This window comes from uncultured Ruminobacter sp. (genome assembly GCA_902764345.1).
Lineage (GTDB): Bacteria > Pseudomonadota > Gammaproteobacteria > Enterobacterales > Succinivibrionaceae > Ruminobacter.
Map to the genome: position 1 here is coordinate 1 of CACWVT010000063.1, position 14,612 is coordinate 14,612.

Annotated in this window: 11 protein-coding genes; all 11 read left to right on the forward strand. The window is 44.1% G+C overall.

The window, feature by feature from the left end:
* The first annotated feature begins 298 nt into the window (after positions 1-298).
* A complete protein-coding gene (accD, locus tag QZU58_RS09060; RefSeq protein ID WP_294496192.1) occupies positions 299-1,180 on the forward strand; it encodes an acetyl-CoA carboxylase, carboxyltransferase subunit beta in 882 nt (293 codons plus the stop codon).
* A gap of 278 nt (positions 1,181-1,458) precedes the next feature.
* Positions 1,459-2,766, forward strand: a complete 1,308-nt coding sequence (locus tag QZU58_RS09065) for a folylpolyglutamate synthase/dihydrofolate synthase family protein (protein ID WP_294496194.1) — start codon at positions 1,459-1,461, stop codon at positions 2,764-2,766.
* A 172-nt stretch (positions 2,767-2,938) separates the two neighbouring features.
* Entirely contained in the window at positions 2,939-3,979 is a 1,041-nt protein-coding gene (locus tag QZU58_RS09070; RefSeq protein WP_294496195.1) for an SPOR domain-containing protein, read from the forward strand.
* A gap of 48 nt (positions 3,980-4,027) precedes the next feature.
* Positions 4,028-4,777, forward strand: a complete 750-nt coding sequence (locus tag QZU58_RS09075; protein ID WP_294496197.1) for a Nif3-like dinuclear metal center hexameric protein — start codon at positions 4,028-4,030, stop codon at positions 4,775-4,777.
* 105 nt (positions 4,778-4,882) lie between these two features.
* The gene (gene pdxH / locus QZU58_RS09080) at positions 4,883-5,524 is read left to right on the forward strand and encodes a pyridoxamine 5'-phosphate oxidase (protein WP_294460431.1); all 642 of its coding nucleotides are present in this window, start codon (positions 4,883-4,885) and stop codon (positions 5,522-5,524) included.
* 145 nt (positions 5,525-5,669) lie between these two features.
* Entirely contained in the window at positions 5,670-6,608 is a 939-nt protein-coding gene (locus QZU58_RS09085) for an AEC family transporter (protein WP_294496199.1), read from the forward strand.
* A 562-nt stretch (positions 6,609-7,170) separates the two neighbouring features.
* Positions 7,171-8,361 (forward strand): maltose/maltodextrin ABC transporter substrate-binding protein MalE, encoded by a 1,191-nt coding sequence (gene malE / locus QZU58_RS09090; protein WP_294460428.1) that lies wholly within the window; start codon positions 7,171-7,173, stop codon positions 8,359-8,361.
* A gap of 374 nt (positions 8,362-8,735) precedes the next feature.
* On the forward strand, positions 8,736-10,433 hold the full coding sequence (locus tag QZU58_RS09095) for a metal ABC transporter substrate-binding protein (protein WP_294496201.1): 1,698 nt from the start codon (positions 8,736-8,738) through the stop codon (positions 10,431-10,433).
* 124 nt (positions 10,434-10,557) lie between these two features.
* Positions 10,558-11,250 (forward strand): CPBP family intramembrane glutamic endopeptidase, encoded by a 693-nt coding sequence (locus QZU58_RS09100; protein WP_294496203.1) that lies wholly within the window; start codon positions 10,558-10,560, stop codon positions 11,248-11,250.
* 796 nt (positions 11,251-12,046) lie between these two features.
* Positions 12,047-12,988 carry a LysR family transcriptional regulator gene (locus QZU58_RS09105; protein ID WP_294463052.1) on the forward strand — a complete coding sequence of 314 codons (942 nt, stop codon included), beginning with the start codon at positions 12,047-12,049 and terminating at the stop codon, positions 12,986-12,988.
* Between the two features lie 245 nt (positions 12,989-13,233).
* Positions 13,234-14,100, forward strand: a complete 867-nt coding sequence (metF, locus tag QZU58_RS09110) for a methylenetetrahydrofolate reductase [NAD(P)H] (RefSeq protein ID WP_294496205.1) — start codon at positions 13,234-13,236, stop codon at positions 14,098-14,100.
* Positions 14,101-14,612: the final 512 nt, after the last annotated feature.

The window sequence follows — 14,612 nt, forward strand, 5'->3', positions numbered from 1 at the left end:
TATCCAATCCACGTATAACAGAGTGGCCAATGCCGTGCTTACACTGAGGAAAATGTCTTACCTAAATTTCTGCTTGACAAAGGTCGTTTCATAACAGTTACCTGAAAAGGCAATGTTGATACGGAGCACGTTTTTTGGTGGTTAATAATTGATCATTAGAACTAAAAATAATGACGTCAGTCTTAATTTAAAACTCGGTCCCCGGTCATAAATCACAAATTGAGTGCATCTGTGGTTTTATTGAATTATAATAGGTGAAATTTTTAAGATTTGTTTACGAATTTGACAAGGTTGTTTAATGAGCTGGCTTGAAAAAATTATAAGTCCTAGTAAGGAAAAGGCTGTACGCCATAATATTCCTGAAGGTATCTGGACTAAATGTGAATCTTGCGATCAGATGGTTTACCGTGCTGAACTTGAAAGAAATCTGAATGTCTGTCCGAAGTGCGGACACCACCAGAGAATAGCTGCCAGGGAAAGAATCTTAAGATTCCTTGATAACGGAGAACTTATCGAAATAGGTGAAAATCTCGAACCTAAAGACATTCTTAAATTCAAGGATACCAAGCGCTATAAGGATCGTATCAGTGCCGCTCAGAAGACCACCAACGAAAAGGATGCCCTTGTTGTAATCAAGGGAAATCTTAAAGGTCTTCCGGTTGTGTGTGCAGCTTTTGAATTCTCTTTTATGGGCGGTTCAATGGGATCCGTTGTCGGAGCCCGCTTTGTAAAGGCTGTTGAAGAATGTCTTAATGAAAACCGTGCCCTTATCTGTTTTGCCACCTCAGGCGGTGCGCGTATGCAGGAATCCCTGTTCTCATTAATGCAGATGGCAAAGACTTCTGCAGCTCTTCAGAAACTTTCTGAAGCAGGTATTCCGTTCATCAGCGTGCTCACCAATCCTACAATGGGCGGTGTAAGTGCGTCACTGGCTATGCTCGGTGACATTAACGTTGCCGAACCAAAGGCATTAATCGGCTTTGCCGGTCCGCGTGTTATCGAACAGACCGTTCGTGAAAAGCTTCCTGAAGGCTTCCAGAGATCTGAATTCCTTCTTAAGAAGGGTGCGATTGACATGATTATCGACAGACGTGAAATGCGTGACCGTCTGGCCAACATCATTTCAATCCTGATGAAGGTTAACAGCAGGGAAGAAAAGGCTGAAGACAACAAAAAGTAACAGTCTTTTCTAAATACTTACTCTTTTTTATATTACGGACACCGCTCATTGTGCAGTGTCCGTTTATTTTTGGCTTCGCGGACTGAGGCACGCTGCGAATGCCTCGCGAAAAACAGGAATGATATGCACCGGTGTTAATCCGGGCCTGTGTTTTCTGGTTGTAATAAGTAGCGTCTCGCTGTATATTGTTTCCGCATAATACATGGATATTCATGAGTCCGTCATGTGCTTTGCGTCTATAAGCAGACTGAGTGACGGACCTTTCGGAGATTATAAACATGAGCAGTACGGATCTTAATTCCAGACCTGGCGATCTGGCTTCCTGGGAGAATTATCTCAACGGGATTAATCCCAATATCATTGAACTGGGGCTCGACAGAATCAGAAAGGTTGCGGCCTTCATGGGAGTTGACAGCTTCCCGGACAGCAGGATCGTTACGGTAGCGGGAACAAACGGCAAGGGATCCACTGCGTCAATGCTGGCTTCGGCTCTGACTGCATCCGGTATAAGCTGCGGTCTCTACACCTCTCCGCATATCCTTAATTTCAACGAAAGAATCTCCGTAAATGGTGTGAATGCTGACGAAAAATCACTGTGTGAGGCCTTTTCCGCAGTTTATGATGCGGTTACGGAGACCGGAATTCATCTTACCTTCTTTGAATATACGACTCTAGCCGCTTTCTGGCTTTTCAGAAAAAACGGATGTCGCGTACTGGTGCTTGAGGTTGGTCTGGGCGGCCGTCTTGATGCCGTAAACATTCTTGACTGCGATATTGCCGTAATTCCAAGTATAGGCAGGGATCACTGCGCGCTTCTGGGGAACACCGAGGCTGAAATAGCCTTTGAAAAGGCCGGGATCATCAAGCCTTCAACCGGGAAGGTTCTTCTTGGTTACTTAAGCGACGAGGCTTTCGGAACAATTGTCTCCGAGGCTGCCAAGAGAGGTCTTTCAGATTCTGCGATTTGGTCTCTTGAAAAGGAAATTGGCGTGGAATATACGGATGCCACCCATTTTAATCTCAGGGCTCCTTTTGCGGTGAACGGCGTTCATGTTCCTGCACTTCCTCTTATCAATGCGCCTCTTTCTCTTACCGCCGCTCTTTTAATTCTGCAACAGCTTGGCGAGACGCCTGATTATGACAGGCTTCTTGAGGGTATCAGAACAACCAGACTTCACGGTAGGGTGGAGATTATTTCCGAGAATCCTGTCGTTATTCTTGACGTGGCACATAATCCTCCTGCCATGCGCTATCTTGCCTCAATGCTGCGACAGCGTGGTGACGGGGTAAGATATGCTGTTATCGGCATGCTTAAGGATAAGGATATATACAGTTCGCTCTGCGAGCTTAAAGGCATATTTGACAGAATATTCGTATGCTCACTTCCGGGGGAAAGAGGTTCAACCGCCGAACACGTAAAGGACAATCTTTTAAGAACCGGAATGGCTCCTGAGAAGGTTGAGACCTTTGACACGGCATATGAAGCCTACGTCAGGGCCGTAAGCCTTCTTCCTGAAGGTGCAGAGCTTGTGGTATGCGGTTCCTTCGTGACGGCTGAGGAACTTTTAAGAAAGCTTAATGCCTAATCAGGAATTTTAAGAAGAGTCGCGTGCGAATAATTATGCCGTAAAAACGTTTTTTTATTTTTGCGGTAATGATTTTTTAATACATTTCTGATTTAATATATAAAGATAAAAAATACTGCCGCAGAAGAGCAGTAACTAAGACAGACATACATATTGCATAAGAGTACTAAAAGTGATTAATCAGTTTACCAGAGTATTAGTAGGCTCAATTATTCTGCTGGCACTGCTGGCTTTTGCGGTGCCAAAATTCTTTCCACAGGAAACTGCTGATGATATCCGCAAACCGACGGAGATAGTGGATCATTCGTCATCTGCGGCGTCTTCCGGCAGTCAGTCGGGGCAGACTGCTCAGAATGCCGGTGATGAAGCTAATGCCGTCGACGAGTATGATGCAATGGATGAGAATTTCGGTTATGGGGAGCTGCTCGAAGATGAAGGCAGTAATCCTCCGGTGGAGTTTACCGACAATTCAGTTAAATCAGGTGTTGTAGTAGGTGTTGAGGCTGACGGTGCGAACGGACGCAATGGCACCTTTGTGGCTAATCCTACCATTACCGGTAATACTCCTGCTGAAGTAGTCAGAATGCAGGCTGATGCCAGAAGAAAGGCTGAAGCTGCAAAAAACAGTGCGGCGGAACAGGAAAGCAGAGCCAGGGCCGAAGCTGAACGCCTTGCCGCAGAAAAGAGACGCATTGAGGCTGAAAAGCAGGCACAGCAGGAGAACGCACGTCTGGAAGCTGAACGCAGGGCTCAGGCTGAGGCTGTCAGACAGAAGGCAGAAGCTGAGGCGAGAGCCAGGGCGGAAGCAGAGAAAGCCAGAGCTGAGGCTGAGAAGGCAAGAGCTGAAGCCGAACGCAGGGCAAGGGAAGAGGCTGCTGCCGCTAAAGCCAGAGCCGAGGCGGAAAAGAACCGTGAAAGGATGGCTTCTTTAGGACAGGTTGATTCTGCTCCGAAGGGCCGTTATCTGCAGGTTGGTACCTTCAGTACCCTGGCTAAGGCCAATGAGGTGCGAAACAGACTCAAGGCTGCAAGAATTGGTGTTCCGAAAGAGTACATGAAGGATATTGCTCCGGGATTCGGCTATAAGGTGATTCCGAATAACGGCAACTATACCGTTCTGGTCGGACCTGCGAAAAACGATGCTCCTTTCAGAGCCATCAAGAATCGTGTCGACTGGGCTGCAGGCGTAAATTCATTTGCCGTTTCAAAGTAGCTCACCGTTTAACGAAAATCCCGTATCTGCGGTTAAAAGGAGATAGTTTTGCCAGAACTTAAGGACATAATCGGATTCATTGATGATTATCTTCGCATACGCGAAATCAGTGATTACAGTTTTAACGGACTGCAGGTTGAAGGCAGACGTGAGATAAACAGGATTGTTACCGGTGTTACGGGAAACATTGACCTGATTAATAAGGCACACGATGCCGGCGCCGATCTCATACTTGTTCATCACGGTCTTTACTGGAAAGGCGGGGATCCCCGTCTTACCGGAATTCTCGGTGCCAGGGTGCGTGCGCTTGACGGCATGTCCCTTGCTGCCTATCATCTGCCGCTGGATCTTCATCCTGAAATCGGCAACAATGCCCTAATCGTGAGGGCTGTCGGGGCAGAGTTCGTGAATTATCTGAAACCTGGAGATCCTTCAAGCATTGCAGTTACGGCACGTTTTGCCGAGCCTGTTACGGTGGAACATCTTAACGGGATTTTAAGCTCGTTCTGTGAAAGGGCTCCTCTTGTGATGGGACCTTCCGACAGACTCATAAGAAACATTGCCGTGTGTTCCGGCGGTGGCGGCTTTATCCTTGAAGAGAACCTCGAGGGAATTGACGCGGTGATTGTCGGTGAGGTGCACGAGCAGCATTATCATCTGGCCGTTGAGAGGAACGTAACCGCCTTTGTCTGCGGGCATCATGCTACCGAGATTTGCGGAATAAGGGAACTTGGCCGCATGGTTGGTGAACATTTTAACGTCGACTGCGAGTTCATAAATTCCTTCAGTCCGATATAGATTTTTAACCTGACCGCAAGCTTCAGTACGTACCCCAAAAAGAAAGAACTGCAGCTGCGGTCGTCATCAGGCCCCAAAAAACTGACGGGCTATCCGGAGATATAAATGATTGACGTGTCTGTGCTGCGTGAGAACTACGCCAAAAGCGGTCTGTCACGCAAGGATCTGACGGAAAAACCGATAGATCTGTTTGAAACCTGGCTGAAGCAGGCCATTGATTCAGGTATTCCTGATCCTAACGGCATGGTGGTATGCACCGTGGATCCTGAGGGACAGCCTTATTCAAGAATGGTACTTCTTAAGAATTATGATGAGAACAGCCTGATTTTCTTCACCAACTACGGTTCCAGAAAGTCTCAGCATATTGAAAAGAATCCGAAGGTTTCCATTCTGTTCCCATGGTACATGCTTGAACGACAGGTGGCTTTTACCGGAGTTGCCGAAAGACTTTCATATCTTGAAGTCGTGAAGTATTTTACCAGCAGACCAAGGGATTCTCAGATAGGAGCCTGGACTTCTCATCAGAGTTCCAAAATTTCCGCACGTTCAGCTCTTGAAAGCAAGTTCATGGAACTTAAGCAGAAATTCAAAGAAGGCAAGGTTCCTATTCCTACGTTCTGGGGCGGTTACAGGGTGCGTTTTGACAGTGTTGAATTCTGGCAGGGCAGGCCGAGCAGACTTCATGACAGATTCATTTACGAGAAGAATGCCGAAGGCGGCTGGGATATCAGCAGACTTGCGCCGTAGGTATTGATCAGCTGTGTCCGGTTTTAAAACCAGACATCATGTGATAACTGTGGCAGAAGGGATATGCGGACGCATATCCCTTTTTACCGACTTCGGGGTATCGGCGTTTTTTTGCCGTACCCGTTTAGGATATACGGGGGAGTGGATGAATCCCGATTTACCGTTTTTACTGGCGGCGCAGATTGCTGCCTTCTTCATAATGATTTTCATGGGATTTGTTTCCGTGCGTACGGGAATTATCGGTACTGAGGAAACCAAGGGACTCACCAGAATGCTCATGTATGTGATTACACCGTGCGTGATTCTGATGTCGTACCAGACCGAGTACAGTTCAAGCGTCGCGGGCGGACTGGTTCTGGCTTTTCTTGCGGCAGTCCTTGTGCATGTGATTCTCATTGCCGGCGTGAAGCTGGCGGAACGGTTCCTAAAGCTTTCCAATGTGGAACGCGCCAGTATAATCTACACGAACTCCGGAAATCTTACCGTGCCTCTTGTAATGAGCGTGCTGGGAACCAAGGCCGTCATGTACGCAAGTACTTTTCTTGCGGTTCAGACAATTCTTGTCTGGACTCACTGCTTTGCGCTGATTAAGGGAACTTCCGGTTTTTCCTGGAAGAAGATGATGAGCAACGTCAACACGATAGCCATTATTCTCGGAATTATCTGCTTTTTTGCCGAGATCCGCATAACCGGTCCGCTGGAAACGGCGTTTACCGGAATGGGGAAGACCATCGGTCCTCTGGCAATGTTTTCAATCGGCATAATGCTCGGATCCTCCAGGGTGACGGATATTTTCCGCATCAGAAATTTCATGGTATCCGCCATGCGTCTTCTGCTTTTCCCCGTAATTCCGGTTCTGCTTTTTGCTCTCTGGCCCGAGGGTTTACTTTCAGATGACAGCAGACTGGTATTTACCACGGTTCTGCTGGCTACGGCCGCACCTTCAGCAGTAATCGTATCTCAGATGGCCTTAATCACAAATCAGGATTACCGTTCAGCCTCCGGCGTGAACATCATTACGGATTTTCTGTGTATTTTCACCATACCGTTCATTATCTGGATTTACATAATCATCAGTGACTGATGATTCGTGAAGCCTTCCGGAGGGACGGTTACTGCCGGGCCCTTCGGGTTTTGGTTTTTGTAAAATAAATGTGAATCCGTTTTTTTCAGGCGTTATTAGTTTCTGTTGCTGACATCTAATTTTAAAAAAACATACGTACGTTTACATCTTAAAAAATTCGACAAAGCTCACATTGTTGATTTTCATAGAACGGCTGAAAACCGCATTACAGGCCTGTTTTGACATTATCTGTTCAAAATGTAAAACAGAATAAAAAATAATATGGAATAATATTTATGTGTTAACGTGCAAAATAAAATTAAAAATATCCAGATGAATAAAATTCAGTCAGATGATCTGTGATTTTTAACACGAAATAAACATAATAATTTCGTATAGTGAGACATGAACGCAAAAAACGATTATTGGCAGTTTAAATAAATTTTTAAAAGTTTATGATTCTTTTTGTCGGTTTTGATGTGTGTGCAAGATTTTCGAACCGACACTTTATGACAAAAAATAATTGCATACCCGGTAAAGGTTTCATTTTTGAAATGCTGAATATCATTTAAGGAAAAGACTAATGAAAAAGAATATTTTATCAGCAATCGTAGGATTAGTTACTTTAGGTCTGGGGTCAGTTGCTTCAGCTGCCGGTATCGAAGAAGGTCAGTTAACAATTTGGGTGAACGGCGATAAGGGTTATGATGGTATCGCAAGAGTAGGTCAGCGTTTTGAAGAATTGACCGGTGTTAAGGTTACCGTGGCTCACCCTGACCAGGTTGAAGTTAAGTTCCAGCAGAATGCTGCTTCAGGTAACGGTCCGGATATTTTTATGTGGGCTCATGACCGTTTCGGTGAATGGGTTCAGGCCGGTCTTTTAACTGAAATTGAACCAACCGAAGATGAACTTAATCGTTTCCAGAAGGTTGCATGGGATGCAATGAAGGTAAACGGCAAGTACTACGGTTACCCAGTATCAATCGAAGCAATCGCCATGATTTGTAATAAGGACATCGTTCCAGAAGCTCCAAAGACCTTTGAAGAACTTGCCGCTCTTGATGACAAGCTCCAGAAGGAAGGCAAGCATGCAATCATGTGGGATTACAACAACGCATACTTTACCTATCCTTTACTTTCCGCCAATGGTGGTTTCGCATTCAGAACCGATGCTAACGGTGTTTATGACGTAACCAAGACCGGTGTTAATAACGAAGGTGCCAAGAAGGGTCTTAACTACCTCGTTAACATGGTTAAGAAGGGCCATATCCCTAAGGGAGCTGACTACGGTATCATGGAATCAAGCTTCGTAGCAGGTAAGGTTGGCTGTATCATCAACGGTGCCTGGGCATGGGGTCAGTACAACAAGGTTAACTACAGCGTTAATCCGTTCCCAACCCTTGACGGTAATCCAGGTAAGCCATTCGTTGGTGTACTCGGTATGACCATCAATCAGGCTTCTCCTAATAAGGACCTTGCTAAGGAATTCCTCCTTAACTATCTCTTAACCGATGCAGGTCTTAAGGAAGTTAATGATGATAAGCCATTAGGTGCCGCAGCTCTGAAGTCTTTCGAAGACAAGCTCGAATCAGATCCAAGAATCGCAGTAACCATGAGCAACGCAAAGATGGGTGACGTAATGCCTAGCGTTCCTGAAATGAACAGATTCTGGAGCTCTCTGCAGACTGCACTTAAGAATGCAACTACCGGTCGTCAGTCTGTTGATGATGCGTTAAAGACTGCTGAAGAACGTATTGTTAAGGAAAAGAAGTAACGGACGGTTGTCAGGTTTAATAAACTGACTTACTAATACTTAAAACGTATTAAATCCGACTCAGAAATGGGTCGGATTTTTGGTTTTGTGATAAAAGGGAATTTAACTCGGGATAATCAAATCACGTAGGGATTTTTCTGATAAAGACAGATGGGAATTCAGTGAAAATAATTCTTACGGAATTGTTGATTTAAGTGCACAATCAGCTGTTTTTTTCTGCTAAAATTTAGATATTTGATCTGAATCTGATGAAAATCAGGTCGGACTCTTCCTTCATGATGAGAGGGGAAAGGAGTTATTTACGTCAGCGTGGATTGCGGAGGAAAACAGTTTTTCCTTTAAGTTGACCTACGGAAGGAGTTGTGGTAATCAATATGAAAAATATTTTAAGACAGAAGGTTTCGGCTGGGATCTTCGGTGCATCTCTTCTGGGATCGTTATTTTTTGGCGGAGCCGCTCAGGCTGCTGATGATTTGACGGTACTTACCAGTTTCGGCATTATCGAGGACATTACAAGAAATATTGCCGGGGATAAAGCCAAGGTTAAAGTAATAGTGCCTACAGGCAGTGATCCTCACGCCTACAATCTTTCAGCCTCCAACATGATAGACATGGAAAAAAGCAGTCTCATCGTTATTAACGGTCTTTCTTTTGAAGGTTATTTAGAGCGCTACCTGACCCAGGATAAGTATGCCCATAAGATTGTTGTGGCTTCTGCCGGTGTTGAGGAACAGGAGTTCGTGGAAGAACATCATGCCGAGAAGTCTGCTGATGAACATGAGCACGACGATCATGATAACGACGAGCATGAGCATGGTGACTGCTGTAACGGGGATGAAGGGCAGGAATCTCAGAATCATGATTCTGGTACTGAGGACTTAAATGAAGAAAGTCATGAAGACCATGACGCGGAAGGTGACTGCTGTCAGGGAAACGATAAAGAACCTCTTCAGAGTAAAGTTCCTGAAAAGGACGATGAGCCTGAACTTCTCCAGAGTAAGGCACCGCGTAACTGCTGTGACGGTGACGACGACCATAATGATGTTGATGAGTCTGATCACAAGGGGGGCGGTTGCGGCTGCCAAGGAAAGGACGGCAAGGCTCATGATCACAAGGGCTGCGGTTGCGGCTGCCACGGAAAGGACGGCAAGACTCATGATCACAAGGGCTGCGGTTGCGGCTGCCAAGGAAAGGACGGCAAGGCTCATGATCACAAGGGCTGCGGTTGCGGCTGCCACGGAAAGGACGGCAAGAAGGACGGCAAGGCTCATGATCACAAGGGCTGCGGTTGCGGCTGTCATGGCAAGGACGCCAAGGCACATGACCATAAGGGCTGCGGTTGCGGCTGCCACGGAAAGGACGGCAAGGCTCATGATCACAAGGGGTGCGGTTGCGGCTGTCACGGAAAGGATGCTAAGGCACATGACCACAAGGGCTGCGGTTGCGGCTGTCATGGCAATGACGCCAAGACACATGACCATAAGGGCTGCGGTTGCGGCTGCGGATGCGAAGAACATGGCCACCACCATCATCATCACAGCGGTACCGATCCTCACGCCTGGCAGAATCCTTTAAACGGAGCTCTGTATGCGCGTAACATTGCGGATGCCCTGTGTAAGGCGGATGAAGCAGACTGTGAGTATTTTAAGAAGAGAGCAGACGGCTATATCGCTGAACTTAAGGCTCTCGATAATAAATACCGTAAGTTGCTTGCCGGCGTGCCTCAGGAAAACAGGGTGATCATTACCACTCATGATGCATTCGGTTATCTGGCCCGTCATTATGATTTGCGTATTCTTTCACCATTCGGTCTCAGTACCGGCTCCGAACCTTCAGCTAAGAGAATAGCCGAATTAAAGGACATTATCGGCAGGGGCGTCGTTAAGGCCGTATTTATGGAAAAGAATGGCAACAACACCATACTTGATCAGCTGGCAGGTGACAGAAAGATAAAGAATGTTGAACTTTATGCCGACACTCTGGCTCCTGAAGGCGAGTGTTCCACTTATGTAGGTATACTTAACCATAATCTGGATGCGATCGTCGGGGCTATTTCAGTCTCCGGCAAATAATACGCTTCAGACGGGAAAAACATAAGGTGTTCTAAAAGAAGGGGATCTTCGGCATGGAAGATCCCCGGTTTATTTATAATTTGATAACATACGATATGTCAGACTGCGGCAGTGAGGCAGTAATATGCAGTATATGGGAATTAATGAGAACCGATTCAGATTTCTTGGCATTGCTATGGTACTAGTCGCCGTAACCGTAGTCTTTCTGGTTGAACAGGTGATTCAGCCGTCATACTGGATAAAAAGTGCCGTTAAGGTTCTTGCCTTTTCAGCCCCGGTAGTCCTGTATTCCTTTCTGAGAGGAATAAGTCTGACGGAAACAATTAATTTAAGGAAAATAACCGGGCCTGCTCCCATTGTTTTCTGCATGCTGCTGTTTTCTGTCGGCGTCGTAGCGCTCTTTTTTATTTTCAGAGACAATCTTGATCTTGACGGTATCAGACAGAATCTCATGAGAAAGGAGAATCTGTTTCCGGAGAACTGTCTTTATGTATTTGCATATATCATTCTCTGCAACTCCTTTCTGGAGGAGGCTTTTTTCAGAGGCTTTGTTTACGGGCTTTTCAGGAGTAAGGTGGCAGGAGCTCTGATTAGTGCGGTTCTTTTCTCGCTTTACCACATAGGCATATTCATTACCTGGTTCAGTCTTCCAATATTTATTCTCTGCGTGGCGGGACTGACCTTAGTAGGTCTGTTTTTGCAGTGGATTTCGGAAAAATATCACAGCATCGCCGCAAGCTATGTTGTACATGCATCGGCAAATCTCTCCATAAACCTTATCGGAGCACTTTTAATTTTCGAAATTATCGGTAAATGATGTCTTCTAAGACCTTAATGAAGATGATGCACGGCATGACTTCACCGGGAAAGTAGGCAATTGTTGATAATTTAATAAGTTTGATATATTAATTATGGATAAGTTTTGAGCAATTCAGAATTATTATATAGATCTGCCCAATAAATATCGAAAATGAGGGGGGCATTATTATAAAAACCTGTGAATAATATAAACTGTGTATAAAGTATTGTGAATAAAATATAAAAACATAAAATAAATGACATCTTTACTTAATAACGGAATGGCGGTGATTCTGACATACATGATTTTAGTATTTGTGTTTTCTCCGTTCCTGCTTTAATTCTCATCCGCGAATACGGAACGTTCATAAAGGTGACTTATTTGAAGCTTATCCGTATTATCCTTTTTATTTAAAGATTACGAATGCCTGCCGATACCGGCATATGTTAAGATTAAGTGGTTTGTATTACTGACGCCAGTAACTGTCATTATGATTTTTTATATGAGAAGAGATGATTTTGCATAAAAAAAACCGCCGGTTGAGCCGGCGGCAAATCATCAACATTTGAGGAAAAATGAAAAATAAATAACGAACTCAAACATTCTTTTGTCTAGCATGCTCAAGTTGTGACCATTATACATCAGATTTATAAAAAATGTTAAGATTTTGTGAAAAATTTTTTAAAAAATTATAATTTGTGCGGTTGTAAATAATATTTGTTCTGATAAACTCATATATTACGACAGATGATATACATATTGGCGATAAAGGTTTGATTAATATTTATATTTTTTATTTCATTCAGGGGGTACCATGACTTTAGTCCAGCTAAAATATGTTTTGGCGGTTGCCAATTACAGATCAATAAATGAGGCTGCCTCTTCCTTATTTGTTACTCAGCCTACGATTTCCACCGCCATTAAGGAACTTGAGGCGGAAGTAAACATAAAACTGTTCAACCGCACGAATCACGGTATTGAAATTACAAATGAAGGTCTGGAATTCCTTGGATACGCCAGACAGATTCTGGCTCAGACAGACCTTCTGAAGGAGCACTTCAAGAAGAAAAAGAATACCACCGTTAAATTCGTGGTAAGTGCTCAGCACTATTCGTTCGCCGTAAGCTCGTTTATCCGTCTGGTAGAGAAGTTCGGTATGGATAAGTATGACTTCTGTCTGCGCGAAACCAGAACCAGGGATATTATTCAGGACGTTCATAATCTCAGTGCCGACGTTGGCATTATTTACTTTTCCAAAAGCAACAGCCGTCTGCTGAAGCGTCTTTTGAAGGAGCAGGACATCACGTATGTTCCACTGGCAAGACTTACTCCTCATGTATTTATCAGCAGTAACAGCAGTCTCTGTGAAAAGCCGTATGTTACGCTTTCTGAACTGAAGGACATGCCGTTCCTCTCCTTTGAGCAGGGCGGGTACAGTGCTGATTACTTTTCAGAAGAAATCATCAGAAATCCGGAAGGGAGCAGAATGATAAGAGTCAGTGATCGTGCAACGCTGTTTAATCTGCTGACAGGTCTTAACGGCTACACCATTTCATCAGGTGTCATCGAACAGGAGCTTAATCCGGAAATCAAAGCCATTCCGTTAGAAGAGAAGGGGTATATGGATATCGTGATTCTAAAGCACAGGGATATAACCCCGAATCCTCTGACTGATACCTACGTGAATTACCTGAGAGAATCTCTTCCGGAGTCATGTCTTATTACGGAAGATATGGATTATTCCGACGGCTTTTAGTGGTATCGTGTACTGATTTTAGATATACGGATTAACATGCGCCGATTCTGAACGGAATTTTGGTATAAATTTTTTTTATAGTGAGCTAGTTTTATATATAATTATTCAAATAGCGTACTTTATTATACAATGAACAGCGCTGAGAGAAGGGCAACCTCGGTGTTTCCATCTCTCTGACAATGAATATACAATAAAACATAAAGAATATTTAAATAATACGATAATAAAATAATAAAGGTGTTTTTATGCATGTCGCTCAAATTTTTAAGCAGAAAAAACCAGTTGTTTCCTTCGAGATTTTCCCTCCAAAAAGGGATGAAGCCATAAAGAATATTGACGGAACTCTTGAAGTACTCACTGAGCTTAAACCTGATTTCATTTCAGTAACCTTTGGAGCCGGTGGTTCTCTGACCAATTCCAAAACCGTTGAAATTGCGGGCAAGATTAAGAGAAACTACGGAATTGAGGCTGTTGCCCATCTGACCTGTCTCAATTATTCCAAGGCCGAAATTATTGAGATGGTTAATAATCTCAAGGCTAATGATATTGAAAACATACTTGCTTTAAGAGGGGATCACAATCCTAATCTTGAACCAAAGAATGATTTTAAGCATGCGTCTGATCTTATTGAGTTCGTGAAGCAGAACAGTGACCTCGGCATCAGTGCAGCCTGTTATCCTGAAGGTCATCCTGAATCCGCAAATCTCAGTGAGGACGTGCTTAATCTGAAGCACAAGGTGGATGTAGGTGCCGAGCATCTGGTATCCCAGCTGTTTTTTGATAATAATATTTTTTACAGATTTACTGAACTCTGTAAGGTTGCAGGCATCAATGTTCCTATCGAAGCGGGTATCATGCCTGTAATCAATAAGGCTCAGATTGAAAGAATGGTGACCCTCTGCGGTGCTTCTCTTCCTGATAACATGAAGAGAATTCTCGACAAGTATGCAGACAATAAGGAGGCTCTGTTTGATGCCGGTATCGCCTATGCTACAAGTCAGATCATTGATCTTCTGGCCGCAGGCGTTGACGGTATCCACATTTACACCATGAACAACCCTAGGGTTGCAATGAAGATTTGTGAGAGCATAAAGAACGTAATCAGCAGATAGAACGGCGATGTCCGACGGCAGTATGTAAAACATGACAATAATAAGAGCGTCTGCCCGGAAATTTTCTGCATAAATACGATAACTTAATTTTCGATTCAAAAAGTAATTTGTTTTGAGCGATTTGCCCCGGAAGGACCTCCATCCGGGGATTTTTTTGTTTTGCGGTTCCATAAACAGAGTCTTTAAGTTATTCATGCAAATAAGACTGGTGTTTTATACAATTTCTTAACCTTTGGGAATTAAATATCCATTAAACCTATCATTTGGGGCATAAGTGTCTGTTTTATTCCATTTCTCCTTTTTAGAATATATAATGGATCTGTGTCAGAGCCCCGTATTTTAACGTGTTTAGGCGTTTTCCCTTTTTTTGGAACGTACGGGGTTAACAACTGCTTGACTAAATCTATAAATAGTTTATAATACATTTAAAATAGTTATAGGTTTATTTGTAGTGAATAAGATTATTTCAATTGGACAGGCTGCTAAATTGCTTGGTGTTCATGTTCAGACTT